Source organism: Sphingobacterium kyonggiense (genome assembly GCF_039536825.1).
GTDB lineage: Bacteria > Bacteroidota > Bacteroidia > Sphingobacteriales > Sphingobacteriaceae > Sphingobacterium > Sphingobacterium kyonggiense.
Window position 1 is genome coordinate 1 of the sequence record NZ_BAAAZI010000003.1, and the last position, 23,187, is coordinate 23,187.

Annotated in this window: 16 protein-coding genes and 2 tRNA genes; 14 read left to right on the plus strand and 4 right to left on the minus strand. The window is 36.3% G+C overall.

Translation table 11 applies throughout. The features are described 5' to 3' along the window. Positions 1-258: 258 nt before the first annotated feature. From ABD676_RS00935 to ABD676_RS00995, 13 genes are all read left to right on the plus strand, one after another. A complete protein-coding gene (locus tag ABD676_RS00935) occupies positions 259-1,326 on the plus strand; it encodes a substrate-binding domain-containing protein (RefSeq protein WP_344672812.1) in 1,068 nt (355 codons plus the stop codon). An 89-nt stretch (positions 1,327-1,415) separates the two neighbouring features. Next, complete coding sequence (locus ABD676_RS00940; RefSeq protein WP_344672813.1) at positions 1,416-4,601, plus strand: SusC/RagA family TonB-linked outer membrane protein; 3,186 nt, start codon at positions 1,416-1,418, stop codon at positions 4,599-4,601. Positions 4,602-4,612: 11 nt separating this feature from the next. After that, a complete protein-coding gene (locus ABD676_RS00945) occupies positions 4,613-6,580 on the plus strand; it encodes a RagB/SusD family nutrient uptake outer membrane protein (RefSeq protein ID WP_344672814.1) in 1,968 nt (655 codons plus the stop codon). Positions 6,581-6,600: 20 nt separating this feature from the next. Further along, positions 6,601-7,815: a DUF5000 domain-containing lipoprotein gene (locus ABD676_RS00950; RefSeq protein ID WP_344672815.1), complete on the plus strand. Its 1,215-nt coding sequence runs from the start codon at positions 6,601-6,603 to the stop codon at positions 7,813-7,815. An 11-nt stretch (positions 7,816-7,826) separates the two neighbouring features. After that, positions 7,827-8,507, plus strand: coding sequence for a DUF4998 domain-containing protein (locus ABD676_RS00955; RefSeq protein WP_344672816.1), 681 nt, complete (start codon positions 7,827-7,829; stop codon positions 8,505-8,507). Between the two features lie 115 nt (positions 8,508-8,622). After that, a complete protein-coding gene (locus tag ABD676_RS00960) occupies positions 8,623-10,584 on the plus strand; it encodes a ligand-binding sensor domain-containing protein (RefSeq protein WP_344672817.1) in 1,962 nt (653 codons plus the stop codon). Positions 10,585-10,657: 73 nt separating this feature from the next. Then, positions 10,658-12,172: a PQQ-dependent sugar dehydrogenase gene (locus ABD676_RS00965; RefSeq protein WP_344672818.1), complete on the plus strand. Its 1,515-nt coding sequence runs from the start codon at positions 10,658-10,660 to the stop codon at positions 12,170-12,172. Next, positions 12,169-13,374 carry an NRAMP family divalent metal transporter gene (locus ABD676_RS00970; RefSeq protein WP_344672819.1) on the plus strand — a complete coding sequence of 402 codons (1,206 nt, stop codon included), beginning with the start codon at positions 12,169-12,171 and terminating at the stop codon, positions 13,372-13,374. Before ABD676_RS00965 ends, ABD676_RS00970 begins: the two co-directional genes overlap by 4 nt. A gap of 7 nt (positions 13,375-13,381) precedes the next feature. Continuing rightward, positions 13,382-14,398, plus strand: a complete 1,017-nt coding sequence (locus ABD676_RS00975) for an NAD-dependent epimerase/dehydratase family protein (RefSeq protein WP_344672820.1) — start codon at positions 13,382-13,384, stop codon at positions 14,396-14,398. Then, positions 14,398-15,471 (plus strand): dihydrodipicolinate synthase family protein, encoded by a 1,074-nt coding sequence (locus ABD676_RS00980; RefSeq protein WP_344672821.1) that lies wholly within the window; start codon positions 14,398-14,400, stop codon positions 15,469-15,471. The genes ABD676_RS00975 and ABD676_RS00980 overlap by 1 nt, the downstream gene beginning before the upstream one ends. 48 nt (positions 15,472-15,519) lie before the next feature. After that, positions 15,520-16,725, plus strand: a complete 1,206-nt coding sequence (locus tag ABD676_RS00985) for a M20 metallopeptidase family protein (protein WP_344672822.1) — start codon at positions 15,520-15,522, stop codon at positions 16,723-16,725. Next, positions 16,718-17,686, plus strand: a complete 969-nt coding sequence (locus ABD676_RS00990) for a Gfo/Idh/MocA family oxidoreductase (RefSeq protein ID WP_344672823.1) — start codon at positions 16,718-16,720, stop codon at positions 17,684-17,686. The genes ABD676_RS00985 and ABD676_RS00990 overlap by 8 nt, the downstream gene beginning before the upstream one ends. A 99-nt stretch (positions 17,687-17,785) precedes the next feature. Continuing rightward, positions 17,786-18,328: a hypothetical protein gene (locus ABD676_RS00995; protein WP_344672824.1), complete on the plus strand. Its 543-nt coding sequence runs from the start codon at positions 17,786-17,788 to the stop codon at positions 18,326-18,328. A gap of 89 nt (positions 18,329-18,417) precedes the next feature. Here the strand turns inward: ABD676_RS00995 and ABD676_RS01000 are convergent, their stop codons facing one another. The 4 genes from ABD676_RS01000 to ABD676_RS01015 form a co-directional block, all read right to left on the minus strand. Further along, the gene (locus tag ABD676_RS01000; protein ID WP_344672825.1) at positions 18,418-19,749 is read right to left on the minus strand and encodes a TlpA family protein disulfide reductase; all 1,332 of its coding nucleotides are present in this window, start codon (positions 19,747-19,749) and stop codon (positions 18,418-18,420) included. 142 nt (positions 19,750-19,891) lie between these two features. Next, positions 19,892-19,976: transfer RNA gene (locus tag ABD676_RS01005), tRNA-Leu, on the minus strand. Positions 19,977-19,981: 5 nt separating this feature from the next. Then, a tRNA-Gly gene (locus ABD676_RS01010) sits at positions 19,982-20,054 on the minus strand. 139 nt (positions 20,055-20,193) lie between these two features. Beyond that, on the minus strand, positions 20,194-20,682 hold the full coding sequence (locus ABD676_RS01015; protein ID WP_344672826.1) for a regulatory protein RecX: 489 nt from the start codon (positions 20,680-20,682) through the stop codon (positions 20,194-20,196). Positions 20,683-20,751: 69 nt separating this feature from the next. On the opposite strand from ABD676_RS01015, the gene ABD676_RS01020 reads away from it, so the two are divergent. Beyond that, entirely contained in the window at positions 20,752-23,187 is a 2,436-nt protein-coding gene (locus ABD676_RS01020) for a bifunctional UDP-N-acetylmuramoyl-tripeptide:D-alanyl-D-alanine ligase/alanine racemase (RefSeq protein WP_344672827.1), read from the plus strand.

Genomic DNA, 23,187 nt, shown 5'->3' on the forward strand with positions numbered 1-23,187 from the left:
TTTTTGTCGGTTTACTCATGTCGTTAAATTTACGTTTTAATTGTTCGGATTTTGTAAACCATTTTCAGGAACGGACAAAGAAAACGCCTTAAAATCCCAAAGAAATCAATTATTGTTATATATCTTCAACAAGATTTAAATCCTTGAATTTATTCATGTAATATTTATATGGATTTATAATAGAATAAATTTACTTATAGCGTATAAATGCAAAAATCTCCTTATCTTTAGGTTAATAATTATTAAAATGAATTGCTTATGAGTGAAAATTCTCCCAGTAAAAAGATCGGGATTAAAGAGATTGCCAAAATAGCTGGGGTGTCCATAGCAACCGTAGACCGGGTTTTAAACAATAGAAAGGATGTTTCGGAAAGTACTCGAAAAAAGATAAAAGATTTGATAAAAGAGCATAATTATCAACCTAATATTTACGCTCGATCACTATCTGTAAAAAACAACCTGAGTTTCGCCGTATTGATACCTAAGACCTCCCAACAAACAGGATATTGGGATCTTTGTCTTCAGGGGATTAAGAAGGGGATTAACGAATACAGCAATTTTGGAATTAATATCCAAGTATTTCTATATGATCAGGAAGATGTAAATACCTTTGAAAAATTGAATTCGGCTGTGTTATCGGGCAACTTTAATGCGGTAATTATTGCTCCAATCTTTATAAAGGAAACGGAATTATTTGTTGAAGAATGCAAGAAACAGAAAATTGAAACCTTATTTATTAACTCCGATATCAAAGGTTGCTCTTCTATGGGGTACATAGGACCAGATTTGACAAGTACTGGTCGCCTTGCAGCTAACTTAACCAGCTACTTGGTAAAGGGGAAATCGACTTTGCTAATTTTAAATATCGCTCGTGGATTACAAAATTACGCTTACCTAAATACCAAAATCGATGGATACAGCAATTATTTGAAAGATAAAAATGCGGACTACGATATTATTGTTAAGGATATTCCATCCAATAATTATGATGAAATTGAAATGGCATTATTGCGTCTTGAGAATGAAATAGATCCGGATTTAATTTTCGTGACGAACTCTCGTGTATCGGTTGTAGGAAAGTTTTTTGATGAACATCCAGAATTGAGCAAACCTGCAATTATCGGATTTGACTTCCTCTATGAGAATGTTAACTACCTCGCTAAGGGTACAATCGACTTCTTAATTTGTCAGCGCCCAGACAAGCAAGGCTACATGGCTCTAAACTATTTATATCGCTATTTTTTATTGAAAGAGGAAAAGGAAAACTTCAAACCCATGCCTATCGATATATTAACGATAGAAAATTATTTATTCTACGAAAATTAAAAATAAATTTTGGGGAATTAAATGCAATTGTATACCTTCGAGTTATTATACCTGAAAAATTAGTCTAAATTATTTTAAAACCCTAAATTATGAAACAATCACGAATGTTAGGATTTGTGCTTTTTACCCTAGGTTTTAAGGTGTTATGTTTAACTCTTTTTTTATCATTAACGTCGGTAACGTTAACGTATTCCCGAGAAATTAAGGATAAAACAGCAGTAAAACAAACATCTGTGAGGGGAGTAGTGCAAGATTCTCTCGGTAATCCTTTGGTTGGAGCCTCTGTTTCCATTAAAGGATCAACAGTATCCACACAAACGGATAGCAAGGGCGCTTTCTATTTTCCTGGAATCGATAAGCTTGGTACCTTGTCGGTAACGTTTACGGGATTTCTTAAAAAGGAAGTTCCAATCAATGATCAAGAGTTCTTAACCATTGTCTTACAGGAAGATCCAAATGAAATCGGAGAGGTTGTAGTGGTAGCATTTGGACAACAAAAAAAGGAGACTTTGGTAGGTTCAATTGCAAGTGTAAATCCGAAAGAATTAAAAGGTCCGACATCCAACTTGACTACTATGCTAGCTGGTAGAGTAGCGGGAGTAATAGCCTATCAACGGTCTGGTGAGCCGGGCTTAGACAATGCTCAATTTTTCATTCGAGGAGTAACCAGCTTCGGAACTGGGAAGAGAGATCCATTGATTTTATTGAATGGAATGGAGATTTCTTCCAATGAATTAGCAAGGATTCAACCAGATGATATTGAAGGATTTTCTATTTTAAAAGATGCCTCAGCAGCAGCATTATACGGTGCGCGTGGTGCAAATGGTGTGGTATTGATAACTACGAAAAGTGGTAAAGAAGGACCTACTAAATTTAATGTTCGATACGAGAGTTCCCTATCTGGCAATACACAGAACTTCAAACTTGCAGATAATATTCAGTATATGAATTTGGCGAATGAAGGCGCAAGAACTCGCGGATACGATGAGCCTTATTCGCAAAGTAAAATTGATATGACTGAATTGGGTCGGAATCCGTACCTCTATCCAAGTAATGATTGGATGGGAATGTTGATTAAAGATTACACCAATAACCACCGTGTCAATGCGAATATTAGTGGAGGAGGCACTAAGGCACAGTATTACATTTCGGGTACCGCAAATATTGATAATGGAGTCTTGCGTAAGGTAGAAAGTCAGGCATTTAATTCCAATGTTAAAGTATCAAATTTTGAAGTTCGTTCCAATGTGAATTTCAAATTGACACCTAGCACGGATGCTGTTGTTCGCTCTCAGGGACAATTTTACCAATATAATGGTCCTGTAGGTGGTGGTAGCTTTATATTTAACCAAGCATTATGGTCTAATCCTGTAGCCTTTCCTGCATATTTTCCTACGGAAATGAATCCTTTAGCAAATCATGTGTCCTTTGGAAATGCTAGAAGAACAGATAATTCATTCTATAACAACCCTTATGCTAATTCGGTATCGGGATATCAATTAACTGAGCGTTCTTATCTAACCTTTCAAGGAGAAATCAAGCAAGATTTTGCCTTTTTATTAGATGGATTAAAGGGCCGTATTATGGCCTATACGAGACGAAATTCTGATCATTCCTTGAATAGACGATATAACCCATTTTACTACCGTGCTGTAATAGATCGTGAAGAAGGATATACTGGATTAGAATTGCTTAATGAAGGAAGTGGAACGGAATATTTGTTATATGCGGAGACAGGTAAAGTGGTAGATAAATTCAATTATGTAGAAGCAGCTTTGAATTACAATAAATCAATAGCGAATCACGATCTTTCAGCTACATTGATCTACCTAGCATCTCATTATCAAACTGCGAATGCTGGAGATCTACAACTTTCTTTACCTAAGCGAAATCAAGGAGTTTCTGGACGATTTACATATGGTTTTGATAGCCGTTATTTAGCGGAATTTAATTTTGGATACAACGGTTCAGAGCGCTTTTGGGGAGATAATAAATATGGTTTTTTCCCATCTGTGGGTTTAGCTTGGAATGTGCATAATGAATCTTTCTTTACGCCAATTAAAGAAACCATTAATAAACTAAAAATTAGGGGAACATATGGCCTAGTAGGGAATGACCAAATTGGAAATGATAAGGATCGTTTCTTCTTCTTGTCGAACGTGAATTTAAACTTACCTGCTGGAGGTTATAGTTTTGGCTATAATTACGACTACTATCGTCCCGGGATTCAAGTAACGCGATATGATAACCAAGCAATCACTTGGGAGACAGCATATAAGTCTAATATTGGCGTAGAGCTTGGTCTTTTTAATAGTTTAAATGTTGAGTTTGATTTGTTTAAAGAACATCGGAAAAATATTTTGATGTCTCGTTCATCTATTCCAAATGAAGTTGGTTTAACTGCAGCTGTTCAAGCAAATGTTGGTGAGGCGAAGTCACAAGGTTTTGAGATGATGATGGATTATAACAAGACTTTTGCCAATGAAATGTGGTTGACGCTACGAGGGAATTTTACTTACGCTAGTAGTAAATATCATGTGTATGAAGAACCTGCTTATGCGCCGCACAACAAACATTTATCGCGTGTTGGCAATGCTGTAAGTCAAGAATATGGCTATGTTGCTGAGCGCTTATTTATTGATGACTATGAGGTAGCGAATTCACCTGCTCAATTTGGGTCTTATCTAGGTGGAGACATTAAATACCGGGATATTAACGGGGATGGTGTAATCACCACACAGGATCGAGTTCCTATTGGAGCACCCACAACTCCAGAGGTTATTTATGGTTTTGGATTTTCCTATGGCTTTAAAGGGGTTGATTTAAGTGCCTTTTTCCAAGGTTCTGCTAGATCATCTTTCTTTATCAATCCTGTGAATATTACACCGTTTGCCAATGATGTTGACTCCAGGTATTCTGGAATGCAGAATGGTTTATTGCAGGCAATTGCAGATAGTCACTGGTCAGAAAGAAACCGTGATGTATATGCTTTCTTCCCAAGATTATCTAGCGAATTGGTTCCAAACAACAATTACACCTCTACCTGGTGGATGCGGGATGGCTCTTTCCTTCGATTGAAGTCTGTGGAGTTGGGTTATAACCTCCCGACAAAATTATTGGATCGCTTTAAGGTTGGTAATCTACGTCTTTATGCGAATGCTTCAAATATTATGTCTTGGAGCAAATTTAAACTTTGGGATGTAGAGATGGGTGGAAATGGATTAGGGTATCCATTGCAACGTGTTTACAATGTGGGATTGAATGTTGGATTTTAAGAATTAAAGTCATGAAGATTACGAAAACAACGATAAAAAATATGAAAGGCTTGACCTTAGCAGGATTACTGTTGATGAGTACAAGCTGTGCAAAATACTTGGATGTAGTTCCAGATGGTGTTCCAACTATTGAACATGCATTTAGCAATAAATTGGAGGCGGAAAAATTCCTTCATAAATGTTATTCCTATACCTTCAGCCGGGCCCATCAAGGAGCAGCTGTAGCGAATATCATGTTTACTGGTGGGGACGAGATGTGGACCTATCGGGGAAATGATAACTACGATTTGGACTCGCCTTGGAAAATTGCCTTAGGAGAGCAAAACGTAAGTAGACCATTTGTAAACTTTTGGGATGGTGATAAACATGGTTCCAATTTTTGGCAAGCAATTCGAGAATGTAATATCTTCTTAGAAAACATTAAGGATGAGAATAAGGTTCCGGATTTAAAATTAGAGGATAGGGAGCGTTGGATTGGAGAAGTAGAATTTTTGAAAGCTTATTTCCACTTTTGTTTGCTAAGGATGTATGGCCCAATTCCAATTATGGATGTCGCTATACCTATTGGATCCTCACCTGAGGAAATGCGTGTAAAACGTCAGCCTGTAGATGATGTTGTAAATTACATTTCTAATCTTTTGGATGTTGCTTCAACAAAACTACCTGATGGAATTACCAATATGACCACCGAAGCTGGGCGTGTTAGTAAAACGGCAGTTTTAATGCTAAAGACCAAATTATGGGTTATGGCAGCAAGTCCATTATTTAATGGAAATCCAGACTACAACAATTTTAAAGATAAAGAAGGGGTTCAATTGTTTAACCCAACGTATGATCAATCGAAATGGGAGAAAGCGGTACAGGCGGGATTAGCTGCAATTGAGACGGCTCAAAATGGTAATCACAGTTTGTATAAGTTTAACAATGTTGGGTATAAACTATCGGATTCGACCATTTATCAAATGAACACTCGCGGAGTAGTAACAGAAAAATGGAATCCAGAATTGATTTGGGGAATAACGAATCATAATGAAAATAATATTGGAGATATCCAAAATGCTAACCTTGCCGGTCAAATCGATACACGGATTACCAATACCGTAGATTGGACTTCCTATTTGTCAGTAACCATGCGAATGGCAGAATTATTTTATTCAGATAAGGGGGTTCCAATTAATGAGGATACCGGTTATGATTATGCTGGTCGTTATGATTTAAAAGCTGCAACCCAAGCTGATCGCTTTAATATTGTTCCAGGTCATCGTACTGCAAAGTTAAACTTCAACAGAGAGAATCGATTTTATGGTTCTGTAGCATTTGATGGAGCCAAATGGTTTATGGCAAATTCACCTGGCAATACAGATGAACAATCGGTACTTTATGTTCAAGGAAAATATGGGCAAAAAGGCGGTAAGGTCCGAGATTCTTATTATAACGTAACGGGATATTGGGCAAAGAAATTGGTGAATTGGCGTTTCCAGCAGATTGGTATTCAGACAGGCAATAAGTTCACTACAGAAAAATATCCGAGACCTGAAATGCGTTTAGCAGACTTATACCTTCTATATGCAGAGGCTTGTAATGAAACAGATAACCGCGCAGAAGCTATAAAATATTTGGATTTAATCCGCGAACGCGCTGGTTTAAAAGGAGTAGTGGAGTCTTGGACAAATTATTCTAACAATCCTCAAAAACCAAATAGTAAAGAGGGGTTACGATCCATTATCATGCAGGAAAGAGGAATAGAATTAGCATTTGAAGGACACCGAATTTGGGATTTACGTCGTTGGAAAACTGCACAACAATTACAAAATCAACCCATACGAGGATGGAATTATAATGGTTCCACAGAAGCGGATTATTATCGCGTTCGTGTATTGCATAATATGACCTTTAATGCACCTAGGGATTACTTTTGGCCAATCCGTGAATCGAATTTATTAACCAATCCTAATCTAATACAGAATCCAGGATGGTAGGCTTTAAAAGATTGAAAAACATGAAAAAATACCTTTTATATACGCTAGTAATCTGTTTAGGATGGCTAGTTACAGCATGTAATGAAGAGAAGCATGGGCCAATCGAACAAGATGCAGAACCCATAGGTCCTGTCTCAAATGTTCAGATTGAACCAACTCCTGGTGGAGGTAATATTACTTATACTTTACCTATTGGTAAATCACTTTCTCACGTATTGGCTGAAGTGGAAATGCCGGATGGACAAATCAAGCAATTTGTATCCTCGCAGTATACCACCACTATAATTGTTGAGGGATTGCCAAAAGAGGCAACATACAAGGTGAATGTTTATGCTGTGAATCGGAGTAATGTAAAATCTCCTGGGATTTCATCTTCATTTGAATGTTTAAAACCACCGTATATGGCAGCATTTGAATCATTGGAAATATCACCAGATTTTGGAGGTGTGAAATTAAAATGGTTTGATAATTTCTCGGAGGCAAAGCTTGGTGTTGTTCTTATGGCAAATGATTCATTAGGTGATTTCGTACAATATGGTTCAGAATACTCCACTTTAAAAGATTTAACGCATTCTTTTAGAGGAATGAAATCTGCTGAAAATCATTTTGGAGCATTTATAAAAGATCGTTTTGGTAATGTTTCGGATACGATATTTGCCGATCTGACACCTTTATTCGAAACTTTAATTTCCAAGGCGAAATTCAAGGAGCATACTCTACCAGGTGATGCTGCACAATATCCTGCATCAGAAGTATCAGTAGGTTTCCGATACATTTGGGATGATGTATATTCTAACAACTATGCATCTCCTTATATGAATTATCGTTCGTTTATTTCTAATGATACACGTCCATTACCATTGCATATTACTTTTGATTTAGGTGCGAAGTATTTGTTAACCAGAATGCGCTTAAACAATTATTATCAATTCCAAAATAGAGGAGTTAAGAAATACGAGATTTGGGGGCATGCTGGCACACCTCCTACAGATGGTAGTTGGGATGGTTGGGTAAAACTTGGTGAGCATGAGCAATTCAAGCCCTCTGGAAATCCATTTGGACCATCTAATGTTACAGAGGCGGACAAACGTTATTGGGAAACAGGGGATATGGTAACCTTAAAGGATGATGCCGGACCAATTCGATATATCCGTTTTAGGGCCTTATCCAATTGGAGTGGAACTTTGAATTTTAACCTGATGGAACTTACTTTCTGGGGTAGTGACCAATTCTAATCGACTGAATTATGAAAAATACTTTAAAATTAATCGGGTTAGTCGCGTTAAGCTTGCAAATTGCATGCTCTAAAACAGCTGACTACACCAAATACCTGGAATCAGGAGAGATACAATATGCTGCTAAGCCTGAAAAGTTGAAAGCATATCCGGGAAATGAACGTATAAAACTACAGTGGTTCATTCTTTCAGACCAAAATATTACGAAGGCTAAAGTTTATTGGCGGAACAAATCAGATTCCTTAGAAGTTCCTATTACTCGATCTGCTGGAATTGATACCATTTCTGTTATTATACCTTTAGCCGAAGGTTCCTACAGCTTTGATGTGGTACATTTACATGCAGATGGTGTGAAATCCCTAGCTGCCAACACGAGTAGTAATTCTTATGGACCAAGCTATATCAGCACCTTATTAAATCGTGGTGTGAATTCACATTCCTTTACACCTACAAACCAAGGAATAGTTATTAATTGGGGACCAGTGGAAGGTACCGCTTTAGGAACAAAGGTAAATTACATCAATATAAACAATGATGCTCGACAATTTGTTGCCGCACCGACAGTAAATTCTTCTTCTTATACCCGTTTATTGCAGAATAGTACCTTAGAATATAGAACGATGTATAAGCCTGATACCTTAAGTATTGATACGTTTTATAGTCCTATAAATTATATTCCAATAAAATACTAAACATGAATATGAGGATTTGCTTGTTGGAAATTCCAATAGCAAATCCTTTATTTGAAGATCCGAAATCCGCTTTAAGCTTATTAGAAATAAAACAAATAACCTAAACATTAGATAGATGAAGTTCAAAAGATTGTTACTTCTTGCCATAGCCACGCACTTTAGTGTACAATATGTGCAAGCCCAATTTATAAATCATGGACCACAAGTCTTTGCGGCCGCTATTCAAGGAAGCCATTTTATTCAAGATACAAAAGGTGATGATTATATTTTTACAGTAGTTCGTGGATTACCTGCAAAGTTGGTTGGCTATCACTTGAAAACTAACAAAATGGTATTAAATAGCCCTTTGCCTGGGACAGATGGCTCATGGGATATGGAGGTGTCTTCTGACAATACCATTTATGTTTCTGGAAATGGCAAGATTTATAGTTATCGTCTTGGGGATAAGGATATTCGTGATTTAGGGTTTGTATTACCTGATCAAAAAGTTGTATGGGATTTAGTGGCTGGAAGGAACGGAAAGGTCTATGGTGGAACTTATCCTGGTGGGCAGGTATTTGAATACGACCCCAAAAGTGGTTTTAAAGATGTTGGTTCTGGTGCCATTCAAGAAGGTGAAGATTATGTTCGTAGTATCGCATATGACCCTAAAACGGATAAAATCTATGCAGGTATTGGTTCCCATGCCGGATTTGTAGAATTGAACCTAAAGGATAAAGTAAAAAAGCAATTATTAGCCGAGCAGGATAAGGATCATGAATTTGTTTATGATATGGAATTGGTATCGGGTTTAAAGGGAGGAGATCGAATATTTGCTTGGTTTAATAGTGCAAAAGGGGTAGAAACATTCATTTATAATCTTCAGACTAAAAGCTACGAACAGCGAATGGCTCCTATTGAGATCAAGTCCATTGTAAAGGAAAAGAATTCTCAAAAGGTTTATTATACATCAGCAGGACGAGTTTATGTTTTAGACTTTGCTCAAAAAACACCAAAAGCTGAAGAAATTGCTCGAATTGAAGGAAGAGGAAGGGCTGCAATATTGGATTCTCAAGGAAATTACAAAGTGTTAACAGCAAGCCATAAATTGTTCACCATCGATGTCTCTAACAAAATGGTGTTAAACGAAATGTTGCTAGATATTCCTAAAGCGCCAATTAGCATACAAACTATTTTCTGGGGACCTGATCAAAAGGTTTGGAGTTCAGGTTACTTGGCAGGCAATCATGGCACCTATGATCCAAAAACTGGAGAACACCAAGATTATCCAGGTTTACATCAAACTGAAGGTATGAACAACATGGGGAATACCATCTACTTTGGAAATTATACCAAAGCTGAAATTTATGCTTATGATGTTACGAAACCTTGGAGTACAAGTAAACAAAACCCGAAATTCCTAGGTGCTATTCAAAATCAAGATAGACCATTTGCTGTATTGCCTTTGGAAAGAAGAAGAGAGATGTTATTTGGCACCATTACAGGTTATGGACAACTGGGAGGAGCAATTGCCCACTTAAATGTAGACACAGAGAAATTGGAAAGCTTTGTGAATGTAATTCCTAATCATGCCATTATGTCTTTAATCGACTATAATGGGAAAATTATTGGAGGTACTACCATTTACGGCGGTTTAGGAGCTATACCAGTTGAAAAGCGAGGAAAGATATTTGAATGGGACCCAGAAAGTAAAAAGGTTTTATGGACTGACTCCATTGCCGATTATTGGTCCGTTTCTGGATTATTTATTGGTCCTGATCAAGGTTTATGGGGGTTTGCTGATGGTACCTTATTTAAATATGATTTGGAAAAGCGTAAGGTAGTTTTCAAAAAAGAAGTCTATAAGTATACCAGTACACCTAGTCATATTTGGCGAAATGGACTAGCAGTAAGTCATCCAAATGGATTAATCTATTTTACTGTAACCGATAAATTGTATAGCTATGATCCAACCAAAGATGAATTGAAAGAACTACGGGATAACGCTAGTTTAATGATATTGGGAGATAAGGGGGAGATTTATTTTAGACAAGGGACAGATTTGTGGAGTTATGATCCTGCAAAACAAAATTTATAATTGTAATTTGATGATCAATATAGTCCATATCTAGCTATAAAATTAGACTTAAACTTATACTAAACCTTATATTTTGAAAAGTAGAATTTATTCTTTTCTGTGCTTATTAGTACTCTTGAGTTCTTGTAAAGATCAAGAGAAAGTCATCGATTATTTACAAATAGCTGATGGATCTTTTCTAGCTATTGAAGAATTGCATGGTAATCTAGAGGTGCCATGGGAAATGCAATATCTGCCAAGTGAACATGCTATTTATTTTACACAAATAAAGGGTAAAATTTCAAAATTGGATTTGTCGACGAATAAAATGAAGGATATTTATCATGTACCAAATGTTTTTCATCAACGTACTTTGGGACTATTAGGATTAGCGATTCATCCCAATTTTGAAAAGAATCCTTTTCTGTATATCTGTTATACGACCAAGGAAGGAGAAGAGTTATTTAGTGAATTGAGTCGATTGGAAATTCATGAAGATAAAGTCGTCAATACCAAATTACTACTAAAGATTGAGGGAGGAACGGGACATAACGGTTCTAGATTGCTCTTTGATCAAAAAGGTTATTTATTCTGGGCCACTGGAGATGTGCATTCAGAAACACATGCTCAAGATTCTACAACGTTAAATGGTAAAGTTCTAAGGATGACAGCGGATGGCCTTATTCCTGTTGACAATCCCATAAAAGACTCTTATGTGTATGCTTGGGGATTTCGAAATATCCAAGGAATGACTGAAACTAGTCTTGGTCATATTTTTACATCAGAACATGGTGATGCGATTGAAGACGAAGTCAATTGGATTCGTCCCTTAAATAATTATGGATGGATAGAAATTGAAGGGTTTCATGATACAGCGGAAGAAAAGGCTATTGCTGCAAAAAGCCCAAGAACGGAGCCTAGCCGTTCATGGACACCGGTGATAGCACCTTCAGCATTGGTTTATTATGGTAATAATCTTATCCCAAGTTGGAACAACAGCCTACTGTTGGGAACATTGAAAAGCCAAAGTCTTCGAATATTAAAAATGAATTCCGAACAAAATGAAATCACTCAAGAAGAAATTTACCTTAAAGATCATTACGGAAGAATACGTGCAATTTGTGTTGATACGACTGGGAATATTTACTTGGCAACTAGTAATCGAGATTGGAATCCTCAATCAAGTTTTCCAAAAAAAACCGATGACAGAATATTGAAATTACACCCAACAAAAGATATTCCTAAGACCTTTTTAAGTCGATTTAAAGAGAATAAGGTCAAAGCAACTGATGGAAAGACCTTATATAATACCTATTGCGCATCTTGTCATAAAGAAGATGGGAAAGGTATTAAGGGTAATTTTCCTCCATTACAGGATACAGAAGCAGTACGTAATTCTGAGCGATTGTTACAAAGTGTTTTTAAAGGAGTGAATGGGAAAATTGAAATCAATTCTGTGATTTATGAAGGACAAATGCCCCCATTCAACTTTTTAAAAGATGAGGAGATTCAAGCTATTACTAATTATATCCGTTCCAATTTTGGTAATCAATTTTCGGAAATTGGACTTCAAGAAATAAAGGTTGCACGCGAAAGGCATACGAAATGATGAAAAAGATATTACATGTTTTAGGTCCGGGAATCATAACCGCTGCCTTAGTTTTTGGACCAAGTAAAATGACCATCACTTCTAAGATGGGGGCCGATTATGCCTATTCCTTAATGTGGATTGTGGTAGTAGCACTTTTCTTTATGGGAATTTATACAGCCATGTGTTCTCGAATTGGTGCTACCCAAAGTAAAAGTTTATTGTCTCTCATCAAAGAAAACTTTAGTAAGCCTATTGGGATAGCCATCGGTATAGGTGTATTTCTAGTCGCTACTTCCTTTCAGGCCGGAAACAGCATAGGTGTCGGAATCGCAATTGGAGAAGCTACAGGAACAGCACCATACATTTGGGTGATTAGTTTTACGGTAATTGGGATTTCTTTACTGTTTTTTCCTTCCTTTTACAAAGTAATGGAGAAATTAATGATTGGATTGGTTTTGTTAATGTTAGCTTGTTTTATATTGACACTATTCTTAGTTGATATAGATTTTGAACAATTCTCTTCAGGTTTCATTCCCTCCATTCCAAAAGGATCCATGGGGTTGATAATAGCTTTTACAGCATCATGTTTTTCATTGGTTGGTGCATTTTATCAAAGTTATTTGATCCAGGAAAGGAAGAAAGTACTGCAGCAAAATATAAGTATCCCTAAAGCCGAAAGAGGAGCATTTGTGGGAGTAAGTATTTTAGGTTTAATGAGTGCTGCCGTGATGATTTGTGCAGCAGCTGTATTATTTCCAAATGGTATCCATGTAGGTAGTGCAGCGGAGATGGGCAAAGCTTTAGAACCATTGTTTGGAAGATATGCTAGTTCCTTGTTTTTCATTGGGCTTTTTGGTGCATCCTTTTCCTCCTTAGTTGGAAACTCTACAGTTGGTGGTGCCTTATTAGGCGATGCCTTGGGTTTTGGTAGCAGTCTAAGTAGCAAGAAGGTTAAAGTTTTGATTTCCATAGTAATGGTATTAGGATGTATTGTCGCTGTAACTTTTGGTAAGCTTCCATTGGAACTGATTGTTATCGCACAGAGCATTACCATTTTTCTAGTGCCATTTATTGGTATTTCCATATTCGCCATTGCGAATAGCAAAAAAGTTATGGGAGAACACGCCAATAATTGGTTTTATAAATTGACTGGCGGACTTGGTCTAGTGGTCATATTTACATTAATGATTAGTAATGTATACGATATGTTTTTAAAATAATTTGAGAATGCAAGATTTAGTAAAGTTAGAAGAAAAGTATACCAGGCCATCGGTAGATTTCCAAAAAGATCTAGCCAAAATAGATGGTGATTTTATGTTTTTGGGAATAGCAGGAAAGATGGGGCCGAGCATGGCAAAATTATTAATGGATGGCTTGAATGAATTGGGACTTGAACGAAAGGTCTATGGCGTGTCGCGTTTTTCTGATCCATTAAGTAAATCCAAATTAGAAGAAATAGGGATTGAATGTATTGCCTGTGATCTATTGGATGACGATGCTTTGCAACAATTACCCGAAGTAAAAAATATTATTTATTTAGCAGGCTTTAAGTTTGGTGCTTCTGGAAAGGAGGATTTTACTTGGGCAATGAATACCTATTTGCCTGGTCGTGTAGCCGAAAAGTTTAAAAAGTCTAGAATAGTAGCTTTATCATCAGGCAATGTTTTGCCTTTTGTTCCTGTTACTTCATCTGGTGTAGATGAGGAAATTATACCAGAGCCTATTGGTGAATATGCGCAAAGCACTTTAGGTAGAGAACGAATCTTCACCTACTTCAGTAAGAAGAATGATACGCCAATATTATTATATCGCTTAAACTATGCAGTAGATTTTCGTTATGGTGTAATACGTGAGATTGCTAAGCAAGTACATGCAGGTGAAGCGATTGATTTGACCAGTAATAATGTAAATGTGATCTGGCAGCATGACGCGAATGAAATTGCTATCCGCAGTTTACTACATACAGAAAGTCCTGCTAAAGTATTGAATGTTACAGGACCTGAAATATTATCTATTAAGTGGTTGGCTGAGAAATTAGGTCAAGGTCTCGGGAAAGAGCCAATATTTAAAAATGATCCAGAACCAACAGCTTTGTTGAACAATGCTGCAACTTGTTTTAAGTTGTTTGGTTATCCAAAGGTTAGTGTTTTGGAAATTATAGAAATAACTGTTCAATGGATATTGAGCAATGGGGATGAATTTGGGAAGGATACACATTTTCAAGAGCGTAAAGGGAAGTTTTAATGAAAAGATTGGAAAAGGAAAAAAAGGAATTATTATTTGCTGGAACAGTATTCCCAGCACATCCATTGTGTTTAGATGCAAATCGTCAATTGGATGAAGATGGTCAGCGGCTTTTGACTAATTATTATATTGCAAGTGGGGCTGGGGGTATTGCTGTCGGCGTGCATTCTACACAATTTGAAATTCGTTTGCCTGAATTCGATTTATTAGAAGATGTACTTCGAATTACAGCGGAGGTTGTAGAAGAGGCTCAATTAGACAGACCATTTATTAAAATAGCTGGTTTAGTTGGACCTACCGACCAAGCTATTCGAGAAGCTCAATTAGCTGTTTCGTATGGTTATGATATGGGCTTATTAAGTATGGGTGGGCTACATGAACTTACAGAAGATGAGATTCTAGACCGTACGGCTCAAGTTGCTAAGATAATTCCTGTGTTTGGTTTCTATCTTCAGCCTTCTGTTGGTGGTAGAATCTTTTCTTATGATTTCTGGTCCAAATTTGTCAATATTCCGAATGTCGAAGCAATTAAATGCGCTTCATTTAATCGGTATCAGACATTGGATGTCGTACGTGCAATAGCAAATTCGGATCGTTCTGATGATATTGCCTTATATACCGGAAATGATGATAATATTATCGCAGATTTGATTTCAGTCAATAAATTCACTGTTAATGGTGAGGAGAAAGTCGTTCAATTCCGAGGTGGATTATTAGGACATTGGGCAGTTTGGACAAGTAAAGCTGTTGAATTGATGAAGCTGGTGAAAGATTATAAGTTAAACCCGACTGTCGAAAAATGGACTTATCTGCAAGAATTAAATGGCCAAACTACAGATGCTAATGCTGCTCTATTTGATGTAGCTCATGATTTCCATGGCTGCATCCCTGGAATCCATGAAGTATTGCATCGTCAAGGACTTATGAAAGGCATATGGTGTTTAAATCCTAATGAGGTCTTATCGGAAGGTCAAGCTGAAGAACTCACCCGCATACAGCATGATTATCCTGGCTTAAATGATGATGACTTTGTCAGTGATTTTCTAAAAAGTCAATTAGTAAATCATCCTTAGAGCCAATAATTTAGTATTTTGAATGTTTTATTGTTAGGATAATATCGTATGTGTATATCGGAAGATCAAAAGGAGCTAGATTACTTGGTACCAGATGCCATAAAGCATAGGAGGTATTTACATCAAAATCCAGAACTTTCTTTTCAGGAATTCAATACTAGCGTATATATTCAAAACTGCTTGAGTGAGATGAGTATTCCATTTCATCTGGTTGGAAAGACTGCAGTAGTCGGTGTTTTGGATGGTAGTCAAAAGACAGGTAATCTAAATACCGTTGTACTACGTGCAGATATGGATGCTTTGCCTATAATGGAGAAGAATGAGGTTTCCTACAAATCTTTAAATGATGGGGTCATGCACGCATGTGGACATGACTTCCATAGTTCTAACTTATTAGCTGTAGGTCATTATTTAAAGAATAGACTTTTTACCTTTTCTGGTCGTATTCTATTGCTATTCCAACCAGCAGAAGAACGTGTTCCCGGTGGAGCAATTGAAATCATCCAATCAAATATCCTAAATGATCTTTCAGGTTCTATTTTAGGTGTTTTGGGACTTCATGTTAGCCCTAGATTGCCATTAGGTTCTATCGGTATTTGTCCAGGTCCATTTATGGCATCAAGTGACGAGCTCTATTTAACGATTAAAGGTAGAGGAGGACATGCTGCAGAACCACATTTAGCAATTGATCCTATCATGATTGCTGTGCAACTGCTCAGTAGTTTGCAACAAATAATAAGTCGTCAAGCAAACCCGAGTACACCATCGGTCTTAACCTTTGGTAAGATACAAGGGCTAGGTGCAGCGAATGTTATACCAAATGAAGTGTTGCTGGAAGGTACCTTCAGAACTATGGATGAGCATTGGCGTAAGGAAGCATTAGACCGTATTGAAAGATTAATCCATGAAATACCAGCAAATTTTGGTGCTTCTGTGGATTTGGATATAAGAAGAGGCTATCCTGTTTTGAAAAATGATCCTATTCTTGCTCAAAAAATAAAATTATTCTGGCAAGAGAATTTCTCTGGATTACAGATAGTTGATCAGAATATTTGGATGGCAGCTGAAGATTTTGCTTATTATTCACATCAATATCCAGCATTATTTGTTCTGCTAGGAACAAATAATGGGGATTCTTCAACTGCTTTTGGATTGCATAATGCTCAGTTCAATTTGGATGAAAGAGCATTCTATTCCTCCATTCCAACAATGGCAAATGCAGCATTATACCTTTTAACTAATCAGAATGGATAGAAGAGACTTTATTGCTTCTGCAACAGCTATAACGCTTAGTTCTACTTTGTTTGCTAAGGTGAACTTGAATCAGAATAAGCCAATTAAGATCGGAATCATTGGTTTAGACTCCACTCATTCATTAGCATTTACAAAAGCAATTAACCGAGGAAAGAATGCCATATATGAAGGATTTATAGTAATTGCTGCATATCCCTTCGGAAGTAAAACCATACCATTGAGTCAAGAAAGAATTCCAAAGTTTACTGAAGAAATTCAGCAATATGGAGTAAAGATTGTTGAAAGCATTTCAGTTTTATTAAGTCAGGTAGATTGTGTTTTATTGGAGACAAATGATGGAAATTTGCATTTGGAACAAGCATTGGAAGTGATTAAATCGAAAAAACCACTATTTATAGATAAACCTATTGCTAATTCTTATACCGATGCATTTAAGATTTTTCAAGAAGCAAAGAATAATAATGTTCCAGTTTTTTCCAGTAGTGCCTTACGTTTTATAGAAGGCATTTCAGATTTTGATCGATCTAAATTAATTGGAGCTTCCGTATATTGTCCTGCACCAACTGAACCTTCTCATAATGATTTATACTGGTATGGCATACATGGAGTTGAAATGTTGTTTCGTATTATGGGACCAGACTGCTTCAGTGTTCGATCCTTTGAGAGCTCTGATTCGACGATTTATATTGGAACATGGAAAGAAGGAAAGCAGGCAAGTTTACATGGAATGCAGAAAGAATTTGAGGACTTCGGAGGAACAATCTTCTTAGAGAATGGGAAGAAGGATTTGGGCAAATTTACCGGATATGAAGCTTTATTAGAACAGATATTAAAGTTTTTTAAGACTGGTGTTTCCCCAGTTCCTGAAAAAGAGACACTGGGAATCTGTGCTTTTATTGATGCTGCAGAAATAAGTAAGAGAAAAGGAGGTAAGGAAATTAAATTACAAGCTCATAAATAAAGCTATTTTTTACACTTATATATTCATCCCATTAATCTTCATGCTTTATTTATTAACTTAATAGAAAAGAAGATTTCTGTTAATCATAAATAAGTGTATATGCGAATTGCTAGGTTTTATTGGGCTATAATAACATTCTTGATTCCATTTGTTAGCCATTCACAAGAAATAAGGCTTGTCAAGGATAGTTTGTTGTCTGCTTGGAGTGTGGAATCCGGAAAAGTACAAACAGGTTCAGAGTACAATAAAAATCATGTAAATACCTTTTCTAAAGAGATTTTCAAACATTTAGATTCCTTTTTTAAGGGGAAAGATTATAGAATAAATAATTCTATTAAAATAAATCAACGAATATTAGGGTTTGAGTTAATTCAAAATGCTGTTAGTTCGGACAGTCTTCAAATTTTAACCTATATTATTGATTTTAAAGATAAGCTACGTGAAGTTAAAGGCTTAGATACCCAAAAATTTGTAAAATTAAAGGAAGGTCCATCAAAAATGCCTACCTCTCATTATTTGGCTAAAGACAAAGATGAAAATTTAATCTTGTTAGAAATTAACAACGGATTAGTCTTAGGTGAAGCTGAATATGAAAGAAAAAAACACTTGTTAGATCTTGTTTTTAAATGGGTGTTGAAGTGACTTATCCATTTGGTTATTTAATTCTGGATAGACATAAAATTTGGTACAACCTAAATTCCATCATTTTTACTTCTTGAATTTTCTATTATTTATTCCTTTAATAGCCCTGCTATTTTTTGATCACTAGGTCTAGGAGCATCTTTATTGACTAAAACTCCATTCTTATCAAATATCATGTATCGTGGGATCATGTTTACTTCATGCTTATTTAAGAAATCATCTGTTTCTATATTGCCAAATAAAAAGCTATTGCTTTCCTTTAATCCTTCAAATTTCATGGCCTCCAGCCAATCTTTTTGAACCTTATCCAGTGATAAATACAAAAAGACAACATTGGGAAATGATTTCTCTAATTTTTTAGAGCTTGGCATTTCTGCACGACAGGGAGCACACCAACTAGCCCAAAAATCTACATATACTTTTTTACCCTTGTGTTTAGCCAAAATATCATTTAATGTGAATTTATCGCCTTTTTGATTTATTAAGATATTCTCTCGAGCAGATGCATCTTTAAAGGTTGGTTCAAACCGATCAGCCAATAAACTATAATAAGTCGTATCATTAAATTTACCTTTCAAATCCTTTAAACTCTGATTAGCCTTTGCAACATCCATTACAGCTAAGGATTCTTTAGCAAAACGATAAAGCACATAATCTTTTGTTTTGCCAGTAAATAGTGAACTGGCTGAATTTAAAATACTTGGAATAGCAAGGTCTTCTTTTAGATCATTAGCCATAATTTTGTAAACAAAAGAACGATATTTTGATAGGTTTAAGTTCTCATCAATATTAATATGGGATGAGATATCTCTAGTACCTTTGAAAATTTTCTTGTTTTGTTGTGCATATAATTTGACGTATTCCATTTCCTTTTTAATCCAATTTTCATACTCACCAGATATGGCACCCACCTTATATGAACTATCGATGTAATGATTACTTTGCTTGATAAATTTATCCAAACTAGCTGAATCAGCAATGGCAATCGCTTCAAAAATTGGTGTTTTCCTTTTTAAGAGTTCTGTTCCAAAATTGATTTCATGATCATTATATGAAGAGTTTGCTACATTTAAATGAGGATAACCATCTTTCATTGAAATAATAATGCTATCACCACGTTGAATAGGGAATAAGGTGCCAAAAGGAATGTCAAAACGTTCGAAACTACTTTGACCCGTATAAGAATAGGCAGTAAAATTCGTGTCTGGTCTAATTTCTTGAACCTCCATTTTAGGATCTGTAATGACCAACTGAAAATTTGAATTATTTAATAGGGAAGGTTCGTATTTTACATAAATACTATCAACAGATCTTTTTTCTGCATTTGCATCTTCGTTGTTGACCTGCTTATTATTATTAGGATTACAAGAAAAAAGGAAGGCGACAAAAATAACCCCTAAGGCAAAGGTATATGCTTTCATAATTTAGTGATATTAAGATCCTGTGATTTTAACCTACTCTAAAATAAGTAAATAAAATCTAAAATAACCCACCTCAGGTCCATCTACTAAATTCTCACTAATATATACTAAAAAAGCTCGACTATTGTCGAGCTTTTTAACGTACCTAGGGCGGGAATCGAACCCGCACTCCCTTAACGGGAACAGGATTTTAAGTCCTGCGTGTCTACCAGTTCCACCACCTAGGCAACTGAGCGAAAGACGAGATTCGAACTCGCGACCCCAACCTTGGCAAGGTTGTGCTCTACCAACTGAGCTACTTTCGCTTGACGTGGTGCAAATATAGATATTTTCTTAATCGATGCAAAAAAAAGTGAAAAATAGATGCAATATTTTTTATAAAAATATCCATCTATTCGCTAACAAGCTCATTTTTTGAGCTTTCCAAAATCCACATTTTTGTAATTATTCTTCATCCGAACTGCCAAGCTTCCTATAAATCAACTCTTGCTCATATCCTTTGCCCATTAAGAAGCGAATTAACTTCCCGCGTTCCATATATGAAAGTTTTGAAATCGGCTTATTGATCTTCTTTTCAATGATATCTTGTAATTTTTGTTCGTAATCATCTAAATCAATCTCACGCAAGGCGATCTGAATTAATGGCTTGGAAACACGTTTTTGTTTTAAATGTTGAACAATCTTTATCTTACCCCATCCTTTCATTCTAAATTTTCCTAAAACATAAGCTTTAGCAAACCGCTCTTCGTTCAGGAAATTATTTTCTATTAAGGTGCTGATCGTACGTTCTACATCCGTCATATGCAATCCCCATTCATAGAGTTTATCCCTAACTTCTTGTTGCGCACGCTCTTGATAGGCACAGTAACTTTCTGCTTTTCGCAATGCAGCTAGTGGTGTGAGTTTCTTTTTATTTGCTGAAGCATCATCCATAATGCAAATCTTCAAAAAATGAGGAACTTTTAAAAAAAATGATGAAATTCGTTGCATATTTTAAAGAAGATGTACACGATAGGTTTTGTAAGTGAGATAATAACGCTAGAGGAGCACAAGATCCTTAATTTTGAGCAACAAATAAGCGAATTAGTCTACGACAGCCGAAAAGTAAGCCTGCCAGAAGAAAGCTTGTTCTTTGCTTTAACGGCCACCAGAGATGGCCATGATTTTATTCCTGATGCATATTCCAAAGGAATTCGAAGCTTTGTTGTCAATCACATAACTCCATTTTTAGCTGAAAAAGAGGATGTGAATATCTTGATTGTTAAAGACAGCCTTTTAGCCATGCAGGAATTAGCGAAATACCATAGAACACAATTCCCGAATCCCATCATAGGAATAACAGGGAGTAATGGTAAATCCATTGTCAAAGCCTGGTTAACACAAATGCTGAGTCCAGATAAAAAGGTTTACCAAAGTCCTAAAAGTTATAATTCTCAATTAGGTGTGGCCTTATCATTATGGAACTTACAGGCATCTTATGATCTTGCCATAATTGAGGCTGGGATTAGTGAACCAGGAGAGATGGACAACTTAGAAGAAATGGTTCAACCGAATATTGGTATTCTTACCAATATTGGAATTGCACATGCCCAACATTTCGAAAATAAGAAAGCTAAGCTTGAAGAGAAATTAAAACTCTTTAAGCGTACAGAATTAGTCATTGCAAGTAGTAAATACATCTCGAAAGAGGAATTACCAGCTCAGGCATCTTGGACGTCTTGGGGAGTTGAAGAAACAGATTCTATTCAGATCCTTCAGCAGGAGGTTCAAGGGAATCAATCACTCTTGAAATTAAATATCAATAAGGAAGTTGTTGATTTCATAATACCATTTACAGATGAAGCTTCCATCGAGAATGTTTTAAGCTGTATTTCTTTATTGATCTATTTGGATTATTCCATTTCCATTATTCAAGATCGTATTTTGGCTTTAAAGCCTTTAGAAATGCGTTTGCAATTGAAAAAGGGGATTGCTAACAGTTCCATTATAGATGATTCTTACTCCAATGATTTAGCATCGTTGAAAATATCATTGAATTTTCTGCAGCAGCAAAATCAGCATCAAAAACGAACCCTGATACTTTCTGATATGGACGGTTTGAAGGAGAACAATAAATTACAGCATAAGCTAGTCGATTTATTAAACACTCAAGCTTTAGATAGATTGGTCTGGGTAGGCGAGAAATACGCTTTTTTAGAAGATATACATATCAAAGAAAAAAATCTATATCCAGATACCTCATCTTTCATCAAAGATTTATCCAACCTGGTATTCGAGAACGAAAGTATTCTAGTGAAAGGAGCAAGGATATATCAATTTGAGCAGATAGTAGAACGTTTGGGGCTTCGGTCCCATGGAACGGTCTTGGACATCAATTTAAATGCGCTGACCAACAACTTGATGGTTTATCGTTCTTTAATTCCGCCTCATGTTAAGTTAATGACGATGGTAAAGGCTTTTTCTTACGGTAGCGGAAGTTTTGAAGTCGCAAATTTACTTCAATTCAGTAAAGTTGATTACCTAACTGTTGCCTTTGCCGATGAGGGAGTAGATTTAAGGATGGCTGGAATTAGCTTACCTATCATGGTGCTTAGTCCTGATGCGGATACCTTTGAATCGCTCATTAAATACAATTTGGAACCTGAGGTTTACAGTATGCGATTCTTAAAGGAATTTTTACTTTTCCTTCAGGATAGAAATATTCAAGATTACAAAATTCACCTCAAGTTAGATACGGGTATGCACCGTTTGGGATTCTTTCCTGAAGAGATACCTGAAGTTGTTGATGTACTTAAAAAACAAAATCTTGTTCGCGTTCAATCCTTTTTTACGCATTTGGTCGCTTCAGGAGATCCGAACCAAGACGACTTTACCAAATACCAAATAAACACCTATTCTGAGGCAGCTCAGATATTAAGAGAGGGCTTAGGTTATTCTTTTATCAGGCATGTTGCCAACACTTCAGGGATAGTTCGATGGCCAGAAGCACATTTTGATATGGTGCGCTTAGGGATTGGTTTATATGGGGTAGATATGGATAGAAAGTTGGAAAATCTGGAACAAGTAAGTACCTTGCGTACTACAGTTACCCAATTAAAAGACCTAAAGGCAGGGGAGACGGTGGGGTATGATCGTAAGGGAGTGTTACTACGCGATAGTAAGATTGCTACTGTAAAGATTGGATATGCTGATGGTTATAACCGCCGATTTGGTATGGGCGTTGGCAAAATGGAAATCCATGGACAGCAGACAGCTACTGTAGGGAGCATCTGTATGGATATGTGTATGCTGGATGTAACAGGCCTCGAAGTGCGGGAGGGGGATGAAGTCATTGTGTTTCCAAATGTAATGCAAGCAGCAAAGGATGTGGGGACTATTCCTTATGAGCTATTGGTGAATATATCAGGTCGTGTGAAACGAGTTTATTATTACGAATAA

What these genes read in the sequence shown, in the direction of transcription:
- ABD676_RS00970 (WP_344672819.1), top strand. Translation starts at nt 12,169, where the DNA reads ATGATGAAAAAGATATTACATGTTTTAGGTCCGGGAATCATAACCGCT.
- ABD676_RS00945 (WP_344672814.1), top strand. Translation starts at nt 4,613, where the DNA reads ATGAAGATTACGAAAACAACGATAAAAAATATGAAAGGCTTGACCTTA.
- ABD676_RS00950 (WP_344672815.1), top strand. Translation starts at nt 6,601, where the DNA reads ATGAAAAAATACCTTTTATATACGCTAGTAATCTGTTTAGGATGGCTA.
- ABD676_RS00955 (WP_344672816.1), top strand. Translation starts at nt 7,827, where the DNA reads ATGAAAAATACTTTAAAATTAATCGGGTTAGTCGCGTTAAGCTTGCAA.
- ABD676_RS00985 (WP_344672822.1), top strand. Translation starts at nt 15,520, where the DNA reads ATGTGTATATCGGAAGATCAAAAGGAGCTAGATTACTTGGTACCAGAT.
- ABD676_RS01020 (WP_344672827.1), top strand. Translation starts at nt 20,752, where the DNA reads ATGTACACGATAGGTTTTGTAAGTGAGATAATAACGCTAGAGGAGCAC.
- ABD676_RS00980 (WP_344672821.1), top strand. Translation starts at nt 14,398, where the DNA reads ATGAAAAGATTGGAAAAGGAAAAAAAGGAATTATTATTTGCTGGAACA.
- ABD676_RS00990 (WP_344672823.1), top strand. Translation starts at nt 16,718, where the DNA reads ATGGATAGAAGAGACTTTATTGCTTCTGCAACAGCTATAACGCTTAGT.
- ABD676_RS00940 (WP_344672813.1), top strand. Translation starts at nt 1,416, where the DNA reads ATGAAACAATCACGAATGTTAGGATTTGTGCTTTTTACCCTAGGTTTT.
- ABD676_RS00935 (WP_344672812.1), top strand. Translation starts at nt 259, where the DNA reads ATGAGTGAAAATTCTCCCAGTAAAAAGATCGGGATTAAAGAGATTGCC.
- ABD676_RS00960 (WP_344672817.1), top strand. Translation starts at nt 8,623, where the DNA reads ATGAAGTTCAAAAGATTGTTACTTCTTGCCATAGCCACGCACTTTAGT.
- ABD676_RS00975 (WP_344672820.1), top strand. Translation starts at nt 13,382, where the DNA reads ATGCAAGATTTAGTAAAGTTAGAAGAAAAGTATACCAGGCCATCGGTA.
- ABD676_RS00995 (WP_344672824.1), top strand. Translation starts at nt 17,786, where the DNA reads ATGCGAATTGCTAGGTTTTATTGGGCTATAATAACATTCTTGATTCCA.
- ABD676_RS01015 (WP_344672826.1), bottom strand. Translation starts at nt 20,682, where the DNA reads ATGGATGATGCTTCAGCAAATAAAAAGAAACTCACACCACTAGCTGCA.
- ABD676_RS01000 (WP_344672825.1), bottom strand. Translation starts at nt 19,749, where the DNA reads ATGAAAGCATATACCTTTGCCTTAGGGGTTATTTTTGTCGCCTTCCTT.